Origin of the sequence: Epibacterium sp. Ofav1-8 (genome assembly GCF_022348185.1) — a bacterium.
In the GTDB taxonomy this organism is placed as follows: domain Bacteria; phylum Pseudomonadota; class Alphaproteobacteria; order Rhodobacterales; family Rhodobacteraceae; genus Epibacterium.
Genome location: NZ_JAKRFD010000015.1, coordinates 108,456 through 131,008, shown reverse-complemented (window position 1 = coordinate 131,008; position 22,553 = coordinate 108,456). Strand labels below are relative to the sequence as shown.

Annotated in this window: 20 protein-coding genes and 1 tRNA gene; 13 read left to right on the top strand and 8 right to left on the bottom strand. The window is 61.3% G+C overall.

Going from position 1 to position 22,553, the window contains the following annotated elements:
* The first annotated feature begins 48 nt into the window (after window positions 1-48).
* The 3 genes from MHM97_RS20160 (at window position 49) to MHM97_RS20150 (ending at window position 7,484) form a co-directional block, all read left to right on the top strand.
* Window positions 49-125 (top strand) — tRNA-Met (locus MHM97_RS20160).
* A gap of 791 nt (window positions 126-916) precedes the next feature.
* Window positions 917-2,611: a C1 family peptidase gene (locus tag MHM97_RS20155; RefSeq protein ID WP_239324914.1), complete on the top strand. Its 1,695-nt coding sequence runs from the start codon at window positions 917-919 to the stop codon at window positions 2,609-2,611.
* 19 nt (window positions 2,612-2,630) lie between these two features.
* A complete protein-coding gene (locus tag MHM97_RS20150) occupies window positions 2,631-7,484 on the top strand; it encodes an OmpA family protein (RefSeq protein ID WP_239324912.1) in 4,854 nt (1,617 codons plus the stop codon).
* 156 nt (window positions 7,485-7,640) lie between these two features.
* Here MHM97_RS20150 and MHM97_RS20145 read toward each other — a convergent pair whose 3' ends face one another.
* From MHM97_RS20145 to fsa, 7 genes are all read right to left on the bottom strand, one after another.
* Complete coding sequence (locus tag MHM97_RS20145) at window positions 7,641-8,102, bottom strand: hypothetical protein (RefSeq protein WP_239324910.1); 462 nt, start codon at window positions 8,100-8,102, stop codon at window positions 7,641-7,643.
* Between the two features lie 306 nt (window positions 8,103-8,408).
* The gene (locus MHM97_RS20140) at window positions 8,409-8,804 is read right to left on the bottom strand and encodes a hypothetical protein (protein ID WP_239324908.1); all 396 of its coding nucleotides are present in this window, start codon (window positions 8,802-8,804) and stop codon (window positions 8,409-8,411) included.
* Between the two features lie 230 nt (window positions 8,805-9,034).
* Window positions 9,035-9,352 carry a hypothetical protein gene (locus tag MHM97_RS20135; RefSeq protein ID WP_239324906.1) on the bottom strand — a complete coding sequence of 106 codons (318 nt, stop codon included), beginning with the start codon at window positions 9,350-9,352 and terminating at the stop codon, window positions 9,035-9,037.
* Between the two features lie 203 nt (window positions 9,353-9,555).
* Window positions 9,556-10,248 carry a CDP-alcohol phosphatidyltransferase family protein gene (locus MHM97_RS20130; RefSeq protein ID WP_239324904.1) on the bottom strand — a complete coding sequence of 231 codons (693 nt, stop codon included), beginning with the start codon at window positions 10,246-10,248 and terminating at the stop codon, window positions 9,556-9,558.
* Between the two features lie 128 nt (window positions 10,249-10,376).
* The gene (locus MHM97_RS20125; RefSeq protein WP_239324902.1) at window positions 10,377-11,312 is read right to left on the bottom strand and encodes a tyrosine recombinase XerC; all 936 of its coding nucleotides are present in this window, start codon (window positions 11,310-11,312) and stop codon (window positions 10,377-10,379) included.
* Window positions 11,309-12,022: a DUF484 family protein gene (locus MHM97_RS20120; RefSeq protein WP_239324900.1), complete on the bottom strand. Its 714-nt coding sequence runs from the start codon at window positions 12,020-12,022 to the stop codon at window positions 11,309-11,311. The genes MHM97_RS20125 and MHM97_RS20120 overlap by 4 nt, the downstream gene beginning before the upstream one ends.
* Window positions 12,023-12,214: 192 nt before the next feature.
* Window positions 12,215-12,868 (bottom strand): fructose-6-phosphate aldolase, encoded by a 654-nt coding sequence (gene fsa, locus MHM97_RS20115; RefSeq protein WP_239324898.1) that lies wholly within the window; start codon window positions 12,866-12,868, stop codon window positions 12,215-12,217.
* Window positions 12,869-13,045: 177 nt separating this feature from the next.
* Here fsa and MHM97_RS20110 point away from each other — a divergent pair, with 177 nt between their 5' ends.
* The 4 genes from MHM97_RS20110 (at window position 13,046) to MHM97_RS20095 (ending at window position 18,060) form a co-directional block, all read left to right on the top strand.
* The gene (locus MHM97_RS20110; RefSeq protein WP_239324896.1) at window positions 13,046-15,253 is read left to right on the top strand and encodes a primosomal protein N'; all 2,208 of its coding nucleotides are present in this window, start codon (window positions 13,046-13,048) and stop codon (window positions 15,251-15,253) included.
* Window positions 15,254-15,384: 131 nt separating this feature from the next.
* A complete protein-coding gene (locus tag MHM97_RS20105; protein WP_239324893.1) occupies window positions 15,385-16,620 on the top strand; it encodes an MFS transporter in 1,236 nt (411 codons plus the stop codon).
* 111 nt (window positions 16,621-16,731) lie between these two features.
* A complete protein-coding gene (locus MHM97_RS20100) occupies window positions 16,732-17,601 on the top strand; it encodes a 50S ribosomal protein L11 methyltransferase (RefSeq protein WP_239324891.1) in 870 nt (289 codons plus the stop codon).
* Window positions 17,602-17,712: 111 nt separating this feature from the next.
* Entirely contained in the window at window positions 17,713-18,060 is a 348-nt protein-coding gene (locus MHM97_RS20095; RefSeq protein WP_239324889.1) for a hypothetical protein, read from the top strand.
* A gap of 146 nt (window positions 18,061-18,206) precedes the next feature.
* Here MHM97_RS20095 and MHM97_RS20090 read toward each other — a convergent pair whose 3' ends face one another.
* Window positions 18,207-18,425 carry a DUF1127 domain-containing protein gene (locus tag MHM97_RS20090; RefSeq protein ID WP_239324887.1) on the bottom strand — a complete coding sequence of 73 codons (219 nt, stop codon included), beginning with the start codon at window positions 18,423-18,425 and terminating at the stop codon, window positions 18,207-18,209.
* A gap of 361 nt (window positions 18,426-18,786) precedes the next feature.
* Between MHM97_RS20090 and ruvC the strand changes: the two genes are divergently transcribed.
* The 6 genes from ruvC (at window position 18,787) to ybgC (ending at window position 22,456) form a co-directional block, all read left to right on the top strand.
* On the top strand, window positions 18,787-19,284 hold the full coding sequence (gene ruvC / locus MHM97_RS20085) for a crossover junction endodeoxyribonuclease RuvC (RefSeq protein ID WP_239324885.1): 498 nt from the start codon (window positions 18,787-18,789) through the stop codon (window positions 19,282-19,284).
* The gene (ruvA, locus tag MHM97_RS20080) at window positions 19,281-19,970 is read left to right on the top strand and encodes a Holliday junction branch migration protein RuvA (protein ID WP_239324883.1); all 690 of its coding nucleotides are present in this window, start codon (window positions 19,281-19,283) and stop codon (window positions 19,968-19,970) included. The genes ruvC and ruvA overlap by 4 nt, the downstream gene beginning before the upstream one ends.
* A 12-nt stretch (window positions 19,971-19,982) precedes the next feature.
* A complete protein-coding gene (ruvB, locus tag MHM97_RS20075; RefSeq protein ID WP_239324881.1) occupies window positions 19,983-21,002 on the top strand; it encodes a Holliday junction branch migration DNA helicase RuvB in 1,020 nt (339 codons plus the stop codon).
* Between the two features lie 15 nt (window positions 21,003-21,017).
* Window positions 21,018-21,320 (top strand): hypothetical protein, encoded by a 303-nt coding sequence (locus MHM97_RS20070; RefSeq protein WP_239324879.1) that lies wholly within the window; start codon window positions 21,018-21,020, stop codon window positions 21,318-21,320.
* 87 nt (window positions 21,321-21,407) lie between these two features.
* Window positions 21,408-22,073, top strand: coding sequence for a hypothetical protein (locus MHM97_RS20065; protein ID WP_239324877.1), 666 nt, complete (start codon window positions 21,408-21,410; stop codon window positions 22,071-22,073).
* Complete coding sequence (gene ybgC, locus MHM97_RS20060; RefSeq protein WP_239324875.1) at window positions 22,070-22,456, top strand: tol-pal system-associated acyl-CoA thioesterase; 387 nt, start codon at window positions 22,070-22,072, stop codon at window positions 22,454-22,456. Before MHM97_RS20065 ends, ybgC begins: the two co-directional genes overlap by 4 nt.
* Window positions 22,457-22,553 lie beyond the last annotated feature (97 nt).

The following is a 22,553-nucleotide window of genomic DNA, read 5'->3' as shown; positions in this document are numbered from 1 at the left end:
TCACCCCAAAAACAAAAAACTCTCTAAACAAAACACAAAAACAAACACCGCGGGATGGAGCAGCCAGGTAGCTCGTCAGGCTCATAACCTGAAGGTCGTAGGTTCAAATCCTACTCCCGCAACCAAAGATAGCGAAGACGCCGTATCCGAATAAGATGCGGCGTTTTTTAAATCCGAAAAACTCAACAATCCCAACAACTTGCCGCGGAACTCCAGCGCGTCGTGCTCCTTCTGGGCATCCAAGCTAATCACAACCGCGTCGATCAACCTGTGAAGCCCGTCAGCCGATCGTTGCGGAGATCGACATGATCGCCTGCAAGCGGAAACTGTGCTGGCCTTGGTTGTCCAGCACCAGCCGCACCACGCGTTCGCGGACCTCAGGAGAATATTTGTTTGTTGTCTTGCTTATTGTGGCTTCATCCTACTAAGGAGTTGAAGCCTCCGGCAAACCTGCTGGTCAGTGCCGCAAGAGCCCCCGACCTCCAAACCGCAAAAATCCATATCCGCATGGCACTCGGCACCGCCGAGGTCGTCCGCGTCGCCTAAGTTCGGAGGGGTAAGCAGGGGACCTGGCCTCGAGAGGAAGTTCCGCAACAATGCCAGTTGACCTGTTGAAATGCAGAAGCGAGAATATGAGCATCGGCGAGGGTGAATATATCAATGAGGTAGAAACACTTGGTTTTTTGTTCAAACAACAGCCACCTTAGGTAGGTGATGGCAATTGTTTCTTGGCGACCTCGGCACCGCCAAGCCTAAATACCAACAGAACCTCTTGGTCGCGCAGTAATGCGCTATTGCGTGAGGACTGGGTGCCTCCTTATTCGCGTTTAGAACCTACTCAACTTGGAACGAGAGGCATTCCTTGATTTCTATCAGTATCGTTCGAAAATGTTGTGCAGAAGTGCGGGCTTCAGCGATGGTGCTGGCTGTTAGCTGCGCCCTTCCTGTGGGGGCGCAAGAGTACAGTCTCGGAGCGATTTCTGACCCTGAGATCTATGGTGCAGTGCCAAAATCAGCGCCATTGGCGCGCGGGGATTATCTCAGCGCACCGGCTTCGATGTCACTCAAACGGTTTGTCCCACCTGTGGGCGACCAAGGGCAGCAAGGCAGCTGCGTGGGCTGGGCTACAGCCTATGCAGCACGCACTCTATTGACCGCCAAAGATCTGGGCGTCGACAATTCCACACAGTTGAGCAGCATGATCCTGTCGCCTGCCTATGTGTTCAACCAAATCCACCAGCCGGGTTGCAATGGCTCTTATGTGGCGGAGGCGCTGACATTGATGCAGCGTCAGGGCGTGTCGCTGCTGAGCGATTTTCCCTATGATGAATATTCCTGCACGGCGCAGCCCTCCTCCAGCGTGCGCGACAAGGCGAGCGCCTTTCGCATCAAGGGATATTCCCGCCTGTGGGGAGGTTCGGGGCGCAACAAACACGTCGCCACTCGCCGGGCCTTGGCCAACGGCAACCCGGTGGTGATCGTGATGGGGGTGGGGGAGGGCTTTATGCGCCATAGCGGCAGCGGCACATGGCAGCCGTCCTCGACCGAGTGGAATGAACTGCGCAGCGACACGCTGGGCGCCCATGCGATGACCGTGATCGGCTATGATGACACGCGCGGGGGCGGTGCGTTTGAGGTGGTAAACTCATGGAGCAGCGGTTGGGGCAATCGCGGATTTTTCTGGATCTCCTATGAGGATTTCAACGCCTTTGTTTATGAAGGCTATGAGGTGCTGCCACCTGATCCGCCACCGCCGCCCCGGGTGGTGGACATGGGCGGCAGCGCGCGGGTGCTGCATATTTCGGGCGACGCGCTGGATGTAGCGCGCACGACTGACGGCTATCGGCTGCGCCAGCCTCTGCCTTCGGGGACACGATTTAGGGTGGAGGCCTCCAGCCAGTTCAACGGTGCGCTTTATGTGATCGGGGGCGATGCAAGTGGTGACTATGTGACCCTGTTTCCGCGCGGAGATCGGGTGACGCCTTATACGCATAGCGGCACCACACTGTTGTTGCCGGGGCCGACAGAGCAGCATTTCACCCGACTGAATGACACGGTTGGCACCGACTATTACGTGCTTTTGTACACACAAGAGCCACTGGATGCGCAGGCGGTGGCCGCGCGGATGGCGCGTGCCTCGGGCAGCGTGGCTGCACGGCTGCGCAGTGCCTTGGGCAACCGGCTGCTGCCACAGGATGAAATGGAGCTGCTGGCTTCTGGGATTGGCTTTGAGGCCGACAGCGGTGATGCCGATGTGGCGGCGGTGGTTCTGAGCATCGATCATGTCGCAGCAGATCCAGCCAAGGACGACAGCGACGCGCCGCTCATCGTGCTGACGGATCCCGCGCCAGAGGCATTTGACAGCGATGACGCGGTGATCCCGGTGCCAAGCCGCCTGTTCCGCCTAGAGGGCATGGCGCAGGACCAAAGCGATATTGCATCCCTCAAGGTCGAGGGCGCGCTGAGCAGCCGCTATTCCTCGCGCGGGCCATTCCGGGCAGAGATCGAACTGCCCGAGGGACCGGGGCCGCACCCGATCAGCATCGAGACCCGAGATGCGGCAGGCAACACTGCGCGCCGCACCTTTCAATTCAGCCTGACTTTCAACTGATCCTTGCAGGAGACGTTCCGTGATCCGAACTGCCATACTTCGAGTAATTTGCTTTCTATCGCTGGCATGGGGGGGCTCTGCGCAGGCGCTGGAATGTCGATACTGCGAAGGCAAGGACCTTGGCGAGCTGATTGAACTGTCGATTTCGCGCAACAGCGGCGCGTTGCGCTCTCAGATCCGGGGCTGGATTGCAGAAAAACACCCCAATACGCCCGCAGGATATGTGGCGCGCGCCTGGGTGCTTGATCAAAGCGGCGGTGATCTGAAAGAGGTTGAGCAGCTCTATAGGGAAGGCATCAAACGCGACCCTTCGCTTGGTCTTGGCTTTACCAATCTGGGTTACAATCTGGAACGCCAAAAGCGATACGACGAGGCGTTTGACTACTATCTGCAAGGGGCCAAAGCCTGGCCTCACCACGCATTTTTTGTGCAATACGCCTATTTCAACCTGAAAAACCGGGAAGGTGAGGCCGCCGCAAACGCGTGGTTCGACAGCTACGCGCCGACCGGTCCGTCGCAGGATTGGGTGTATGATTATGTGCGCGGGGTGATGGCGCGCACCAAGGGCGACCGCAGCACGGCGGACCGCTATTTCAAACAGGCGCTGGATCGCTCCTCCAACGTTAGCGCACTGACGGCGTGGCTTGATAATCGGTTGCGGATTCTGAGCGCCCAACGCGCAGACCGCAATACGCGTTTCGATGCCATTCGCGAAGCAATTGACTGGGCCAATGACAACCGCAATGACGCGGGGCTGCGCCATGTCGGCAAAATCCTGTGGGATGATTTCAAGATGCACCGCGAGGCGCATCCGATTTTCCGCGCGGCCTATGAGATGAACCCGTCGCCAGAGGCGGCGCATGATGCCTTTGGCTCGATCGGGAATGATGATTTTGCGTCCGCGATTGCGGTTCTCAATCAGGGCTTGCGCGATTTTCCGAACAATTATCATGTGCTGATTGCAGCGAACTGGGCGTGGAGCGAGTTCAAGTTCAATCCGCAAAAGGCCGAAGACTACGGCGCTCGTGCAATCGCGATGGCCCCCACACAGGGCGAGCTTGATAATGCGATCAACCAATATGCCCGGTTCGCCAAAGAGGCCGCGCTTTATGATCGCGCGGTACCCGTGTTTGAAAAATACCTGCCGACGGTAAACGGCACCGCCTATCGCAATATTCTGGGCGATTACGTCGACAATCGTGTTCATGCGCGTGATTTTGAGCAGGCCAACCGCCTGCTGCAACGCGCCAAGGAATATGGCGGTTTTTCGGAAAACTGGATTGCGGGGCGGGAAAACCGCATTCGCAACGCGCTGCGCCTGCAAGGCCAGCGTGAACGCTTTTTTGCGGAAAATCCCTTTCTCAAGGATTGGGAACAGCGCTTTGGGGACAGTCTGCGGGTGACGGTGGAGTTTGCCACCGGCAAGGCCGACATCCGCGAGGCGGGGCTGGGTGTGCTGCAGCAGGCGGCAGACGCGCTCAAGGCGCTGGGGGCTGAAAACTATGTTTTCCTGATCGAAGGTCACACCGATATCACCGGCAGCGACAAGGTAAATCTGCCGCTGAGCGATGCGCGTGCCAAATCGGTAGAGCAGTATTTTGTCGAGAGCGCGGGTATTGCGCCGGAGCGCCTGCAAACCGTGGGCTATGGTTCGCGCATACCCCTGGCGACCAATGCCACCGACCGTGGCAAGCAGACCAACCGCCGGGTCGAAATCCGCCCCTATGGCAATATCTCTGCGCCGCAGATCTCAACCTCGGGCTGGCTGGACGCACGGTCGCTGACGCTGAGCCCCGATGGCCGCTATGCGGTGACCGGAAACACGCCCGCACAGGTCTGGGATCTGGAACGGATGCTGCGGGTTCATCAACTGCCCATCGGTGGCAGTTCCCGGGAAATTTCGCCCAATGGGCGCTATATTGCGGTGAAATCCTCCTTTGTCGGGGTCACCGGTGCCACGGATAATCTGCTTTATATCTACGACATGCGCACGGGGCTGATGCACAGCCAGTTGCCCAACTCGATCGAGATCGACGAGATCTCCTGGTCGCCTTTCTCGGATGCGGTGGCCTATAGCGACAGGACCGGTTTCCTGAAGGTCTATGACATGGCAACGCGCAAGTTTCGCGGCGTGACCAAGATGGGAACCATTCGTGGCTCCGAGCAGATCGTGTGGTCGGGGGATGGGGCGCATATCGTGACCAAATCGCCGCGTACCGCGCATGCGGTGGTGCGGGATGCCAAATCGCTGCAACCGGTGGGATCGCTGCGCAATACCGGCTGGCTGCATGGCTTCGCCAATACACCAGATGGTAGGTATCTGGTGGGGATGAACAACAGCTATGAGCTGATTGTCTGGACCACCTCGGACTGGCGCGAGATTGCACGCAAGCGGATGCCTGCGATGACGTTTAAGCTGATCGCCCATCCCACGGAATCCAAGGTGATGATCGCCGATACTTTCACCAATAACACCCGTCTGGCGCTGGTGGAGGTGCCGAGCCTCAATGTGACCGCGCAGCTTCAGGGGGACCCGGAAAAGATCCTCTATGGTGGGTTTACACCGGATGGTGGGCATTACATCACGGCGATGGATGACCAGATTGTCTATCTTGATACCCGTGATCTGAGCGTCGATCAGCGCAAGGACGGGGCTGCATATAAGGGCCGTGGGCTGACCATGGTGCCCTCGCAGGATCTGGTGATGTCGCGCGACAGTGCCGGCACCAGCGTATGGAACATCAAGACCGGCCGCAGGGTGCACCGGATCGAGGGGGAGGTTTACCAGACGTGGAGGCCGCTCAATCAGGATGGTTCGGTTCTGTTCACCTTTGACGAAGATGGGCAGATGCTGAAGTTCGACACCACCACCTTTCGCAGTGAAGTGATCAAACAGATCGACGGCAAACCCTACAGCGTACAAGAAAACGACACGCATATTGTGGTGGGAACGGTGCCGCAGGGCGAGGGGCCATTTCGGGCGCCGCGATCCACGATCTACATGATCGAAAAGGCGACGCTGAATGTCGTGATGCAAAAGAGCTTTGACATCGTCTCCGAACCTGTACGGTTCAATGACATCTATGATCCACGCGTGTTTGCGCGCCTTGCGGACAATGGCATGGTGGCGGTGACGTCCTCCTGGATGGCCGGGTTCAAACAGGGGGCGACCGATGGTCGCGTCGTGACCATCTATGATGGGCCAGCCAACCGTGAGGTGACGACGTTTCAGGCCGAGGATCGCTTTTTCCAGATGGACTGGGCCGAGGGGGGCGATGTGCTCAAATTCCGCGGCAAGGGGCGGTGGTATCTGCACGATCCCAGCAATGGCAAAAACACCGGGCGTGAAACACCCAGTCCGAACTATGAGGTCGAGCTTGCGGATGGTCGTACGCTCGAGTGGTTCTGGGATCACGTCACACTGGAGGGCAAAGAGCTGACCTTCCCGCACAACCTGCGCTATCTGGAGGCCCACGCAGAGCGCAACCTGGCGATTGGTCTTACCACCGGTAACGAGCTGATCTTTATTGATTTGAACCGGATGGAGCAGGCGCTGACCATTGCGCCCCGCAAGGATGGCGAATGGATCGCCTATACCCCCGATGGGCGCTACACAGCGTCCTTGCAGGGGACAGAGGATGTCTATTGGTCGCTGGGCGACAACTACCTGCCCTTCTCGGCGCTGGCCGAGAACTATGAGCGTCCGGGCCTGATCCGCAATCTTCTGGACGCCATCGCACGTGGGGAAGCACTGCCGGATGATGGCGTGGATGTGGATGCGGACGTTTTTGAAGCGCCCTATGCGGTGCGCCTGATTTCGCCCCAACGCAGCAGCACCAAAGACGAAACCTATGTGGTGGAGTTGGAAGTGCTGAAGGACAACGCCGATCTGGCGGATCCTGAGATCGAATATACGCTCAACGGGCGCCGGGTGCTGAAATCGCGCGGCTTTGAGGAAGAAGCGTTTTTCGACGGGCAGGAGACCGTGGGCTTCAGTCGCCGGTTTGACCTAAATCCGGGGCGCAACGTCATTGAGGCATCATTGGTGTGGCGCGATGCGCGCATCCAGACACAGACGCTGGAGATTATCCGCGAAGGCGGCGAGGCCCCGGATGAGAAACCTTCCGGTCAGACGCTGTGGTTCTTTGGGGTTGGGGTGTCCGACTACGAGCGGTCCAGTCAGAACCTGAACTTTGCACACCGTGATGCAACGGAACTGGCAAAGCTGATGGAGTCGCAGGAGGGCAAGCTGTTTAATCGGGTCGAGACCAGGGTTCTGACCGATGCAGAGGCCACAGAGCGCAATGTCCGCATCCAGATGAACGAGTTTCTCGACCAGTCAGCGGATGACGATGTGGTTGTGCTGTTCCTTGCCGGGCACGGTGTGGTCGACGCGGAACAAGAGCTGTACTTCATGACCCATGAGGGCGATCTGGCCAAACCCTATACCGGCATGAGCGTTGATCGCTTCCGCGATTATCTGGAAAACCGGCCGCTCAACCAGAATGCGCTGATGCTTCTTGATATTTGCCATTCTGGTGCTGGGGGCAACCGGGTGGTGGCCGATGATGCGGTGCAAAACCTCACCAAAGGCACTGGGGCTGTGGTGTTTGCGTCTTCCTCCGGATCGGAGTTGAGCTTTGAGGACGATAGCTTTGGCGGTGGTCACGGTGCCTTTACGGCGGCGCTGCTCGAGGGCTTGCGCGGGCTGGCTGACAACCGTGTCGGGGATCGCAACGGGTTTAACTCCTTGCAGGAACTGGTGTTGTTTACATCCTCGCGGGTCCCCGAACTTACAGAAGGCCAGCAACGTCCACAAATACCGGCGTTGTCGCTGAATGTGGACTATCCGCTTAGCGTTGCAACAAACTGACCGATCAGGACATTGCATTGCTTGCTGTAGGCAGGGCGACCGCGCTGCGCCGCCCGCCACTCGGCTGCATTGACCACATCGCGGGGACGAAACACCTAGATCGGACAGAGAAGGCGAGGAAACGGAGCGTTACTCAAACTTGACGGCGACCACGGGCTAGGAGGCTATCCGGGACAGAACGTCCTGGGTATTCGTGTACATCTCCTGAGCAAAGCTGCCAGATGACATACCCCGGAAGGTCGTATCAGGCGCATCTTCTCTGACCGGTTGCGTCATTTGTGCGTTCAGCAAGCTTTCGAGCGGAGGCAATGTGATCGGGTCCATCGCCTCGGGCGCCGGGGCGGGAGGAACTTCCGCGCGGATGGCATTGTCTGCCGATGGTGTTGCGGGAAGCCCGTCATAGGGGGACAGCCTGTCGCTGCTGAACAGCGAGTCAAGGTCGCGGTCACGCGGCGCCGGGTCGTCGCTCAAGAAGCTGGCAAGACGACTGTTGGCAAACTCCGCACCTGTTGCCCCGTCTGCATCCGCATTCAGGGCCATCGTATCGGTTTGCGTATATACCGTGATGTCGGGGACATTCACGGGGGCGCCGGAGTAGGCACGCATCGCTGGGGTCATGTTGCATTCCTTTCCACAGATGTGACGAGTCTCATGACTCTCAGGAAAACTCGACCTCATATTAGCATGCACGTCCTCGCATTTGTGAGTATGGATAAATGTTTAAGTTTTTTGGTCTCCGGCGATGGTGTCGGGATTTCTCCCGAGACTTCAGCGCCTTGTACTGTTTATTCAAACACAGCTCGATTTGCGCGTATACGACGTTCACGTGACCTGCCTGGAATATGCAGGCCACGGTGAGTGTCAGCGTGAGGTGTTGATGAAGTCTAATGCCGTGACCGGAGGTGCTTCAGGGGCGCTGAGACCTCAGGAAAGGATACCAATCGCACGTTCATAGTTTTCACGGGCCAGGAGGGCGCTCATCGGAACCGGGCCCTCGACATTGCCGGACATGACGCTCTGAATGTAACGGGACATATCAATGCTGTTGGCGTTGATTTGCGTGATGTCGCCCGAGGAGATGGCATCGCGAACCTCCAGTACGGGCTCGTAGGGGGGCGTTTCTTGGGGGGAGGCTGTTCCGGTAAGCGCCTGTTCGCGTTGCAGGGCAAAGGCCATTCCCTGAGTGCTGCCGGAACTGATCGGAGCCGTGAGAGCCTGAGTGATCTCGTGATTTGTCTGCACCGCGTTATGATTCGCAAATCCATTCAGGTGACCTTGCATCATGCGATACACGCCCAGATCCATAGCAGTCGTATTCATTGTTGTGCTCCATTGTCCCACATTTGAGCTGAATTTTAGACAAATGTGTTAGGAGCGCATCCGCGTATTGATCTATGCGACACCTCATTCAGGTAGGCGCAGAGCGACGATCGATATGTTTGACATACTTCGGGATAGGGTCGCCGGGGCCACTTGGAGCGTGCCAGCATGTTGGCGGGATCTGGCGCGCGCCGAGGGGAGAGCCGGGGCGGTCCTTGTCGAGACCCGTATCAGAAGATGGATTTGGCACCGGTGTACAAGCGGCTTGCCTCGCGGCAACTGGTTGCGGGCCGGTCCGGCTGCGACATCAGGCTGAGTTCCAAGTTGCCCCGACGGGCACGCGCTTGGGGGTTGGTGGTTGGCGCTTCTGCTCCATCATCGGTTTCAACCGCGCGTGGGAAGACGGCGTTGGCGGCCGCCTGCTGCAGATTTGCCATCGCCCGCGCCAGTTGCTGTCTGGTATGGGCCGAAGTGCTAGCTGCCTTGTAGCGCGCTGCGGTGATGGGCACCGGTAGCGGCGGCGCTGTGTTTTCCTGCTGCGAGGACATGGCAAGGGCTCCTGAACCTGGGCACTGGGACTAAAACAAGTTGCCTAGTATTTTCAGAAGTTGTGCTTAATGCTTTCCTAAATTATCCGCGAAACCGCGCGGTGATATCGCTAAAACGGAATAAAAACAGCCAATAGATGCCGCGCACCGAGGGAGATGCCCGTGTTGCGCAATGCGGGGGCACGCAATCCTCTGGCGATGTTTCAGGATCGATCAGGGACGATCTGCTGTGCCACGCCAACCAGAAGCAAGTAGACGGAGGTGAGCAGCAACGCGGTGTTGACTAAGGTTCCGGGCGCAAACTCAACCCAGGCCGTCCAGCCCGCCAGTGCGGTCCACACCAGCGCGATCGGCAAGGAGACGCGACGCCAGCGTTCGGTGCGCACCGGGTGGATGAATTTCAGCGGCAGGAACTGGGTCGCAGAGAGCACGGCCACCAGGCCGAGGCTGATCCAGTGATTGGGCTCCAGCGCAAAGATAACCAGCACCAGCATGTTCCAGCACCCCGGAAACCCGGAAAAGGAGTTGTCCTTGGTCTTCATCCGGGTGTCGGCAAAGTACATCGCACTGGTGAAGGTGATCACGATGATGGCCGCCCAGCCGGTCCAGCCCGACATGAGATCGGATTTGAACAGTGCAAAGGCCGGGATGAAGACATAGGTCAGATAGTCGATGATGAGGTCGAGGAGCACCCCGTCGAATTGGGGTGCGTTCTGTTTGACATCATAGTGGCGCGCCAGCGGGCCATCGACACCGTCCACCGCAAAGGCCACCACAAGCCAGAGATACATAAGATCCCATTTCGCATCCACGGCGGCGAGCATGGCCAGCATGGCAAAGACGGCGCCGGTTGCGGTGAGGAGATGGACGGACAGGGCACGGAGTTCAATCGACATTCGCCTGTGATGACGAATTTCCGGGCGGGCTGCAACCCGCAACCGGGCGAAAGGGCCGCGTCGAGGACAGATTGCCAGGAATTCGGGGCAGATCCTCGTCAAGGCAGACGGACGCGCGAGGCGGGGCGTTAGGCCTTTGGGTGCGCGCGGGTGTAGACGTCCATCAGATGGGCGGTATCGACCGCCGTGTAGGCCTGTGTGGTCGAGAGGGAGGCATGGCCGAGCAGCTCTTGGATGGCGCGCAGATCACCGCCCGCTTCAAGCAGATGGGTCGCGAAACTGTGGCGCATGGCATGGGGGGTGGCCGTGGCCGGCAGCCCCAGTTGACGGCGGGCATCGGCAACCGCCCCTTGAACCATCCGCGCATGCAGCGGGCCGCCACGTACTCCGCGAAACAGCGGCAGGTCATTCTCCTTGGGATGCGGACAGAGCTGCAGATAGCGCTCCACCGCCTGCTGCGCGGCGGGCAGGACCGGAACGACTCGTTCCTTGCCGCCTTTGCCGGTGATCCGAAGCGTCGCCGGCAGCGGTGCATCCCGTCCGAGCAGGCCCAATGCCTCCGAGATCCGCAGCCCGCAGCCGTAGAGCAGGGTCACAACCGCCACATCGCGCGCGGCAACCCAGTTTTTCTGGGACTGCAGCTCGACCGTGGCAATCATTGCGCGCGCGGCGTCCTTATCCAGGGGGCGGGGGAGCTTCTTCTGGAATTTGGGCGCACGGGTCGACAGAACAGCCGTGGGCTCAAACCCCTCGCGTTTGGCCAGCCAGCCGTAGAATTTCTTCACCGCAGAAAGTTTGCGCGCGAGCGACCGTGCCCCCGTACCGGTGCCGCGTGTCGAGGCCATCCAGGCGCGCATGTCGGCGGTGGTGATCCGTTGCAGGGCACCGAGGCCCTGCGGACTGCCGAAATGCAGGCTCATGAAAGCGAGGAAATCCACCACATCGCCGCGATAGGCGGCGCGCGTGTTCTCTGCCGCCCCCTCAAGCGCGCCCAGCCCATCCAGCCAGGATTGCAGCGCATCCCGCGCCGCCGGAGAGATCAGGGTTGGGTCCGCCGCGCTCAAGACAGCCAGCGGCGCATGCAGCGCTCGAACACACCGCCGAAGAATGTCAGCAGGTCGGTGCCGTGTTGCGGGGTGAACTGATGCGGATCCTCTGCGCCAAAGACCAGGAGGCCAGGCAGGCGCCCTTCGCCCAGGTCGAGCCGCAGGCAGGCCTCGGAGCGCAGGTCCGCGGCGCGTTCGCCATAGATCCGGGAGGGGCCGGAGCGCACCTGACGCAAGATCACCTGGCGGTCGCCGCCGTAGCTGCGTCCCTGAGACAGATATGTCTCGACAAAACCGGCCTCGGTAAACTTCAGCACGTCGCCGACCCGCTCCACTGCAGCGCCGGCTTCTTCCTGCGTGGTTTCGAGAATCAGGGCCAGAGCGTCGACGCGCAGGATGTCACGCAGGTCGCCGCGCAGGACCTCCATGAACCCGGCAAAGCTCTCTGGGTCCAGCAGTCGCAGCACGGCCCGGTGGATCTGGTTGGTTCCGGCGAGGTTTTCATAGGCCGCGGCGATCACCGACCGATGCGTGTCCTCCAGACGGTCGAGCCGGGTTTCCAGCCGTTCCATCGCGATGCCACGCAGGTCCACGATATTGGAGCCCATGGCACGCTCGTTCGCAGCCACCAGCGCCCGCATCACATTGGGGTCGTCCAGCACCATATCGGGCTTTTCAATGATTTTCTGGCGCAGGCTGTCGTCCAGCTCGGCGGTTGTGCTGCTCATCGTCTCGTTCGAACCTCTGACCGGGTTTTGAGCACTATAACATGAGGTTCAGGCCTGCGCGCGCGAAAAATCGCAAAAACGTCCGAGCTGCGGGCCAATGGCCTCGGGTCGGCAGCAACCTGCTGAACCGGAACAAAAAAGGCGCCCCTGTGCCGGGGCGCCACCCTGTCGATCTTGCGATGGTCGGACGGTTCAGAGGATTTTGATCCCGGCCGCCTCGATGTCCGCGAGAAAGGCCGACAGGCCCTTGTCGGTCAGCGGGTGGTTGATCATGGATTTGATGACGGCGGGCGGGGCCGTGATCACGTCGGCCCCGATCCGGGCGCTGTCGATGATGTGGTTCACGGAGCGGATCGACGCCGCGAGGATCTCGGTCTGGAAGCCGTAGTTGTCGTAGACCGTGCGAATGTCCTCGATCAGATCCATCCCGTCGAGGTTGATGTCGTCAAGGCGACCGATGAAGGGGGAGATGAAGGTCGCGCCGGCCTTGGCTGCCAGCAGCGCCTGATTGGCGGAGAAGCACAGGGTCACATTGACCTTGTGACCTTCGTCGGTCAGGGTCTTGCAGGCCTTCAGACCGTCCCAGGTCAGCGGCACTTTGACCGCGATGTTCTCGGCGATCTCCAGGAGCTTGCGCCCCTCGGCGATCATGGTTTCGGCGTCGGTGGCGGTAACTTCGGCGGAAACCGGACCATCGACGAGATCGCAGATTTCCTTCGTGACTTCGATGATGTCACGGCCGGATTTCTTGATCAGGGAGGGGTTGGTGGTGACGCCGTCGACCATGCCAAGATCGTTCAGCTCGGCAATGGCCTCGATTTCGGCGGTGTCTACGAAGAATTTCATGGGCTTTGGTCCTCTGGATGGCTTGGCCTCGGTGCGCCTTGGCTTTACCTGATAGGAGGTCTCGCGAAAAGTGCGAAAGATTTCGCAGCGAGCCCGGGCGCGTTCGCGCGCATGTTAGCGTAAACATCTGGCCGCGGCTACCGTTGGGTCAACAAAAAGAGCAGGGTCACGCGAGGAATGGCGCAGCAAGGCGAAAGCCCGGAGTTTTTTGCCCAAGGGGAGCGGGTGGGTGTGCTGACGGCACAGCCGCTGGACCGGCTGCTGGACTATCGCGCACCCGAAGGGGGCTGTTTTCTGGGGGCCTTTGTCGAGGTGCCACTGGGGCCGCGCAAGGTGATCGGCGTGGTTTGGGGGCCGGGTGCCGGGGATTTCGACGCGGCCAAGCTGCGATCTGTGATCCGGGTGCTGGATCTGGCCCCGATGCGCACCGAGATGCGTGGCTTTCTGGAGCGCGCGGCGCAATACACCCTGACGCCGTTGTCGATGATGCTGCGGCTGGCAACGCGGGCGCCGGGGCTGGCGGATCCGCCCTCGATGCGCAAGGTCCTGCGTCGCGGGGAGGGCGAACCCGACCGCATGACCGATGCGCGCGCCAAGGTGCTCGACGTGATGGACGAATATGACGGTGCGGCGTTTACGGCATCGGAACTCTCCGGGCTGGCCGGGGTGACCAGCTCGGTGATCAAGGGGCTGGTCAAACAGGGCGCCATCCGCGAGGAAGAAGCCCCCCGCGACCTGCCGTTCCCGCCGCTGGACCCGGAATTGCCGGGCAAGACCCTCTCGGAGGATCAGGCCACTGCCGCTGCCGCACTTGAGGCAGGGGTGAATGGGGGACGTTACGGTACTACGCTCCTGAAGGGTGTGACCGGCTCGGGCAAGACCGAGGTCTATCTGGAGGCTGTGGCCGCCTGTCTGCGCAAGGGGCGGCAGGCGCTGGTGCTGTTGCCGGAAATCGCGCTCACGGCGGAATTCCTGAAGCGCGTGGAAGCACGGTTTGGTGCGGTGCCTGCGGAGTGGCATTCCGGCGTCACCATGACGGAACGCCGCCGGGTCTGGCGGATGGTGGGGCAGGGGGCCGCGCAGCTGGTGATTGGCGCGCGGTCCTCGCTCTATCTGCCGTTTCGCGATCTCGGCCTGATCATCGTCGATGAAGAACACGATACCTCCTACAAGCAAGAAGAGGGGGTCCTGTATAATGCGCGGGATCTCGCGGTCTGGCGGGCGTCGCTCTGTCAGGCGCAGGTGGTGCTGGCATCAGCGACACCGAGCCTTGAGACATGGGCGAATGCGGAGGCGGGCAAATACCAGCGCCTCGATCTGACGTCGCGCTTTGGCGAGTCGGTGCTGCCTGAAATGCGCGCGATCGATATGCGCAACGAGGATCTTCTGCCCTCAACCTGGATATCGCCGACGCTCAAGCAGGCGATGAAGCTCAGGATCGAACGCGGCGAGCAGTCCCTCTTGTTCCTGAACCGGCGCGGCTTTGCGCCGGTGACGATCTGCCGGGCCTGCGGCACGCAGGTGGCCTGCGACAATTGTGATGCGCGCATGGTCGAACACCGGTTTATGAAACGGCTTATGTGCCATCAATGTGGCGAGACCAAGCCGGTGCCGACCGAATGCCCCTCCTGCAAGGTCGAAGACAAGATGGCCCCCGTCGGCCCCGGTATCGAACGGCTGGGCGAGGAGGCGGCGGCGCTGTTTCCAGAGGCCTGCATCGCGGTGCTCAGTTCCGATCTCTTCGGCTCCGCCCGCGCGCTGAAACAGCGGATCGAAGAAATCGCCGCCGGTGAGGCTGATATCATCCTCGGCACCCAACTGGTGGCAAAGGGGCACAACTTTCCGCTGCTGACCCTGGTGGGGGTGATCGACGCCGACCTCGGGCTGCAGGGATCGGACCTGCGCGCGGCGGAGCGCACGTTCCAGCTGATGCGGCAGGTGGCAGGGCGCGCAGGGCGGGCGGAGCGCCGCGGCGAGGCGCTGATGCAGAGCTTTCAGCCAGAGCACCCGGTGATCCGTGCGATCCTGTCCGGTGATGAGGAGAGTTTCTGGCGCGCCGAGGCCGAACAGCGACAGGCCGCAGGCGTGCCCCCCTATGGGCGTATGGCAGGGGTGATCCTGTCGGGCACGGATCTGGCCCAGGTGTTTGACCTCGGCGGCGCATTGGCGCGCAACGATGGGCCGCTCCGTCAGGTGGGGGCGCAACTCTTTGGCCCGGCGCCGGCCCCCATTGCACGGGTGCGCGGGCGTCACCGCGTGCGTCTGTTGGTCAAGGCCGACAAGGGCGCTCCGTTGCAAGACGCAATCCGCCGCTGGATCGCTCCGTTCAAGCTCAAGGGGGATCTGCGCCTGAATGTGGACATCGATCCGCAGAGCTTCCTCTGAACCGAATGGGTGGGGAGCCGCTGAACCGGGCGATGGCCCTGCGGGAATGCAGGGGGATCTGTGCGCTCACTGGCGTGATTTGGTACAATTCTTGACTCGCCCTGTCGAGTAAAGCGCTCTAAAGCCAAGGCATGAAAACGCCCATGTCCCTCGATCAGGCCCGGTCGCTGCCGTTCTGGCGCCGTCCCATCACGCTGCTGTTTCTGATGGCGATCGCCATGCCCGTCGCCTTCAACACCTGGTCGGCGTTGCTGAACAACTTCGTGATCGAGGTGGCGGATTTCGATGGCGCGGACATCGGCCTGCTGCACACCGTGCGCGAGATCCCCGGTTTCCTTGCGTTCCTCGTGATCTTTCTGATCATCTTCATTCGCGAGCAGGTGCTGGGCCTTCTGTCGCTGGCGCTGCTTGGCGCGGCAACCGCGCTGACGGCGTGGTTTCCGACCTTGCAAGGCATTTTGATAATCACGGTGCTGAGTTCGATCGGCTTTCACTATTTCGAAACCGTGGCGCAATCGCTGCAATTGCAGTGGTTGTCCAAGGAACGCGCCCCGCAGATGCTGGGCTGGCTGGTGGCGACAGGGTCTGCCGCGACGCTGGTCGTCTACGGCGCGATCGTTCTGCTGTGGGAGCCGCTGGGCCTGACCTACAACGCCGTTTATCTGGCGGCGGGCGGTTTCACGGCGGTGGTCGCCATCTTCTGCCTGTTTGCGGTCCCTCAGTTCGACGGTCCGACCCCGCAGAACAAGAAGATGGTACTGCGGCGGCGCTACTGGCTGTACTACGCGTTGCAGTTCATGGCCGGGGCCCGGCGGCAGATCTTTGTCGTGTTCGCGGGGTTCATGATGGTGGAGCGGTTTGGCTTTGAGGTGCATCACCTCACCGGTCTCTATCTGATCAACCTTCTGATCAATATGATCGCCGCGCCGATGCTGGGGCGGTTTGTGTCCCGGTTTGGGGAACGCCGTACCCTGATCTTTGAATATGTCGGCCTCGCCACCGTCTTTGCCCTCTATGGCGGCATCTACTGGTTCGGCTGGGGCGTGGTGCTGGCGGCGACGCTCTATGTGGTGGACCACATCCTGTTTGCGCTCGCGCTGGCCCTGAAGACCTATTTCCAGAAGATCGCCGATCCGGCCGATATTGCACCGACGGCGGCGGTTGCCTTTACCATCAACCACATCGCGGCGGTGTTCCTGCCGGTCTTGCTGGGTCTCCTGTGGGTGGCCTCTCCGGCGGCAGTCTTTGGGCTGGCGGCCCTGATGGCGCTGGTGTCGCTGGCGCTGTCGCTGATGATCCCGCGCCACCCGGAGCCAGGAAACGAGACCATCTTTGCCCGGTTTGCCGCCCCGGCACCGGCAGAATAACCTTAGGGGGTGGGGGCGCAGCCCCTGCTGCCTCTTGACCCTGCATGCAAGGCTCGCGTAGGCGCTGATCCAGCCCGCGCCCTGTGCGCCCAGTTCTTTCGGAGACCCTCCATGCCCACCTTCACCGCCCTCACCACGCTGACCGGAAAAGCCCAGGCCGAGGCGCTGGGCGAGGCAATGGAGCGGCTCAACCCGGAGCCGACCGGGGTCGGTGTCTTCGAGGTCGAAGATGACTCGGGGCTCTGGGAAGTGGGGGGCTATTTCACCGAAGCTCCGGACGAGGCGGGGCTGGCCCTTTTGGCGACGCTGCACGGGGCGAAACCCTTTGCGGTCTCGGAACTCCCCGAGACGGACTGGGTGGCGCATGTGCGTCGCGAACTGGCGCCGGTCGAGGCGGGCCGTTTCTTTGTCTACGGCAGTCACGATGCCGACAAGCTGCCCGGGGACAAGATTCCCTTGCTGATCGAGGCGGCGATGGCGTTTGGCACCGGCCATCACGGTACCACCCTGGGCTGCCTCAAGGCGCTGGATCACCTGATCGGCACGGGGTTCGAAGGAGACAAAGTCGTGGACATCGGCTGTGGCACGGCGGTCCTTGCCATGGCGGCGGCGCGGGTCTGGCCGCAGGCGCGGGTTCTTGCAAGTGACATCGACGAAGTTGCAGTTGATGTGGCCGAGGCCAATATGGACGCCAACGGCATGAAGGGCGCGGTGCAATGTCTTGAGGCGGCAGGCTTCGATGCACCGGCCCTGAAGGAAAGCGCCCCATATGACTTGATCTTCGCCAATATCCTCAAGGGTCCGCTGGTGGCACTTGCCCCGGACATGGCGGCGCATCTGCGTGCGGGCGGGTATGCGATTCTGTCCGGTATCCTGAACGATCAGGCCGATGACGTGATCGCCGTTTATGCGCAAAACGGGGTCAATCTGGTCCAACGCGCAGAGATTGGTGAGTGGACGACGCTGATCTTGCAGAGGTAAACGGCGATACCGGGCCAGTTTAATAGAGTTTTAGCGATCTGCCTTCCTTTGGTCACAATTCAAGCTTAACTTCTTTCCATCCGCTGGTGGGGGCCAGTTCGGAGTTTCGCAATGAGCGACCAACACGCAGAGTTTCGCCACCGACTCCGTCGGCTGGACCGTAAGAGCTTGCAGATGAGCCAGGGCTACACAGCCAAGATGCGCGCAGACGGGCTGATCATTGTCGAGCCGCGCAAGGTCGTGCGCTCCAAGATCACCCTGCGCTCCCTCATTTTGTTCCTGACAGCCATTCTGGTGTTCAAAGGCTTCCTGATCGCATCGCTTGGCTACAGCAGCTATGATGAACGTGTGCAGAAACTCAGCCGCGGCACCGCGGTGGAACAGGGGGGGGCCTTCCTGATGCAGGCCGATCCGATCTCGACCGCAATTGCCTCGCATCTGGTTCCGTATTTGCGCTGAATCTGCGCTGATCGGGACGAGGCCCGGTCGAAGACCGTCGAGCGAAGACAGTCGGGCCAACGAACAAAACGCCGCCCCGGAACCTCTCCGATGGGCGGCGTCGCGTTTGTATCCATCCGGGGTCCGCGCACGGACCGGCGTCTGTTTCAGACCAGCGGGGAATCCATGCCGATGCTGTCAACATCGCCGCGGTTGAGCCCGATGTCGGACAGCTCGCGGTCGGACAGCGCGCCAAGCGCCTTGCGGGTCATGCGCGCGTCATTCCAGACGGCGACGGTGGCGATCAGCGTATTCACAAGAGCGCCGATACGGCCGATCAGGCCGGTGGTGCCTTGGGCGGTGCGGGTGGTGTCGAGTACAGCCATATCCACGTTCTCTCTCATTCGAGTTCAGGTTTGTCTCATCAGTGCGATGAGCGGCAGATAGAGACGCTTTTCGCGGCTCACAAGCGCAATTTTTGCATGTGTCCCATGCAGTTTTCGCATAGCTTTGAGGTATGGAAATAAGGGGTTTCGTCACGTTCCCGGGAAAGCGCGGAAATCTGTCGGCGTCGTGTTTCGGGATGTCGTTTCCAGGCGCTTTTGGGGCTGCGCGGGTCCGCCTGCTGCGGGTGAGATCGAGGAACCGGAGCGAGGCCCGCGGCAGGAAAGCGATTGGTTGTGTTCGCGTTTTGTGCTAGCTGGGTTTACAATCCGTAAAAAACACAACGACAGATCGGGCGGTGAGATGCGAATACTAGGGATCGATCCGGGGCTCAGGACCCTTGGATGGGGCGTCATCGAATCAAATGGCGCGCGTCTCAGCCATGTTGCCAACGGTCTGTGTCACTCTGACGGTGATGATTTGGGAGAGCGGCTGTTGTCATTGCACAATCAGGTCACCGAGATCATAGCCGCCTATCAGCCGGATCAGGCCGCGATCGAGCAGACCTTTGTGAACAAGGATGGCGCCGGGACGCTGAAGCTGGGTCAGGCGCGCGGCGTGGCCTTGCTCACCCTGGCCAAGGCCGGACTGCCCACCGGCGAATATGCACCCAACCGCGTCAAGAAGACTGTGGTCGGGGTGGGGCATGCCGAGAAGGAACAAGTGCTGCATATGGTCAAGCTGCAATTGCCGGGCTGCGCCCCCAAGGGGGCGGATGCGGCAGACGCACTGGCGATCGCCATCTGTCACGCCTATTACGGGGGCAGCAACCAGCGGCAATTGAAAGAGGTACGCGCATGATCGGCAAACTGACCGGCCGGCTCGACTACAGGGCGCCCGATCATGTGATGATCGATGTGCGTGGCGTGGGCTACATCGTCTACTGCTCGGACCGGACGCTGGCCAGCCTGCCCACGGCGGGGGAGGCGGTGCAGCTTTATACGGAACTTCTGGTGCGCGAGGATCTGATGCAGCTCTTTGGCTTCACCTCGCTGGTGGAAAAGGAATGGCATCGCCTGCTGACGTCGGTACAGGGAGTGGGGGCCAAGGTTTCGCTGGCGATCCTGAGTGCGCTTGGTCCCGAAGGTGTGAGCCGCGCGATTGCGCTGGGGGATTGGGCGGCGGTGAAAGCGGCCAAAGGGGTCGGCCCCAAGACCGCGCAGCGGATTGTGCTGGACCTGAAGGACAAGGCGCCGTCGGTGATGGCGATGGGGGGCACGATCACAGAGGCACTGGACGGGCCGGATCTCGACGCGGTGGTCGAACCCGCCTCGGAGGCGCCGGTGAAACCCGGGCGCAAAGCCGCCCCCAAAGCTCCGACCGGCGCGGCGGCGGCATCGGCGGGCGCACTGTCGGCATTGGGCAACCTCGGCTATGGACCTTCTGACGCTGCAAGTGCGGTGGCTGAGGCGGCTGGCGATAACCCGGAAGCAGGCGAGGCAGAGCTGATCCGCGCGGCGCTGCGCCTGCTGGCGCCCAAAGGCTGAGGGGATGAGTGAATGATTGACGCGGACCCCACCCTGCGCCCCGAGCCGCTGCCCGAAGACAACGATCGCGCCTTGCGTCCGCAGGGGCTTGGCGAATTCATCGGCCAGGCGGAGGCCCGCGCCAACCTGCGGGTGTTTATCGAATCTGCCCGCCGGCGCGGCGAGGCGATGGACCACACCCTGTTTCATGGCCCGCCGGGACTTGGCAAAACGACGCTTGCGCAGATTGTGGCGCGCGAGCTGGGCGTGAACTTTCGCATGACCTCCGGGCCGGTGCTTGCAAAGGCGGGCGATCTGGCCGCGATCCTCACCAATCTTGAGGCGCGCGATGTGTTGTTCATCGATGAAATCCACCGTCTGAACCCGGCCGTTGAGGAGGTGCTCTATCCGGCGATGGAGGATTTCGAACTGGATCTGGTGATCGGCGAGGGGCCGGCGGCACGTACGGTGCGCATTGAGCTGCAGCCTTTCACACTGGTGGGGGCAACGACGCGCATGGGGCTTTTGACCACGCCGCTACGAGATCGGTTTGGCATTCCGACACGGCTGCAGTTCTACACCGTGGATGAGCTGTTCGAGATCGTCAGCCGGAACGCCCGCAAGCTGGGAGCCCCTGCTGATGACGCCGGGGCGCGGGAGATCGCGCGGCGCGCCCGCGGCACCCCAAGGATCGCCGGGCGGCTCTTGCGCCGCGTGGTGGACTTTGCGGTTGTCGAGGGCGATGGAACGATCACCCAGGAACTGGCCGATGGCGCGCTGACGCGGCTCGGGGTGGATCAGCTGGGTCTTGATGGCGCGGACCGACGGTATCTGCGTCTGGTGGCCGAGAACTATGGCGGTGGTCCCGTCGGGATCGAGACCATGTCCGCCGCGCTGAGCGAAAGCCGCGACGCGCTGGAGGAGGTGATCGAGCCCTATCTTCTGCAACAAGGGCTGATCCAGCGCACGCCGCGCGGACGGATGCTGGCGCAAAAGGCGTGGCAGCATCTGGGCCTTGCGCCTCCCAAGTCGCACAGCGACCTCTTTGGCTGAGAACAGGAGCGCGCGATGCAGGATCTTGGTGAACTGACCGCCGTCGCCAATCGGGTGAGTGTGCTTTACGCGCAGCGCTTCGGGATCGAGCGGGATGCCGCTTGGTATCTGGGCAAGATGACCGAAGAGCTGGGCGAGGTCGCCTCTGCCTATCTGAGCCTTGCGGGGCAGACACGCAAGGACGGCAGCAAAACCGATCTGGAGAACGAGGTCGCCGACCTCCTCGGGTTTCTGCTGTTGTTTGCCGATTGGCAGGGCATTGATGCCGGCGCGGCGTTTGAGCGCAAATGGGGCGCTTATCTTGCGCAGGAGGCGTGACGGAGCGGCACGGGACTTCTCCCCTTGCTCCGCCCCGGGCAGGTCCGTACAAACGCCCGACGAGCGAATGAAATGACGAGGCCGCGCATGTCCGCACTCCTGCTGCCAGAGGAAATCGAAGCGCTTTTCACCCGCGAGGACGGCACCTATGCCTTTGCGCGCTGGGGGCGTCCGATCGCGCCCATCGTCTTTGGCGTGACGGACGAGACGCTTGTCACCGTGAAGGGTGCGGTCGAGGCCATGGCCACGCTGGCGGGGCATCAGATGGCGGAAACCGATCCGGAACTCGGTGCCAATCTCATGTTCTTTTTCTTCCGGGAGTGGGAAGAACTGCTGGAGGTCCCAGACCTTGATCGGATGATCCCCGGGCTGGCGCCACTGGTGAACCGCCTCGCGAAAGAGGATGCCAGCCAGTATCGTGCGTTTCGCTTTGACGATCAGGGTGCCATTCAGGCGGCCTTTGTCTTTCTGCGCATGAAAGGCGCGATGGCAGAGGTGCCGGCAGAAACACTCGCACTGACACAGGCGGTGCAGGTGATGCTCCTGTGGGGAGAGCAGGCCTTTGCGGAGGTGTCGCCGCTGGCGGTCTTGCCGGAAAATGGCAACACGATCCTGCGCCCCGAGATCGCGGGGGTGATTGCGGCCGCCTATGATCGGATGATGCCCGTGGCGGCGCAGGATGCGAGTCATGCGCTGCGACTCTATGCGCGGCTGCAAGCGCCGCCGTCGGATATCCGGGGCGATGAGGCATGACGCACCAGTTCCCGATCACGGTATATTACGAAGACACCGATATGGGCGGTGTGGTCTATCACGCCAATTTCCTGCGGTTCATCGAGCGCGCCCGCAGCGACTATGTCCGTCGGTTGGGTGTTGATCAAAACGCCATGCGCGACGCCGGCATCGTCTGGGTGGTGACGCGGATCGAGGCCGATTACCTGTCGCCTGCACGGTTCGAGGATGAACTCATCGTGGAAACCGCGCCCGAGAAACTGACCTCCGCCCGGCTGACCATGTCGCAGGTGGTCCGGCGCGACGGGCGCGAGTTGTTTCGTGCCCGGGTGACCGCCGTCTGCATGGATATGCGCAGCGGCAAACCGGTGCGGCTTCCGGCAGAAGTTCGCGCATCCCTGTAACAATCGGCGACAATGCCCCTGTTTGCTTGGCAATGTCGCTTGTTTTGCGCTAGCGTCCGCCCCAATTAGGCCGCGCAAGCACAACGACGTGGCAACT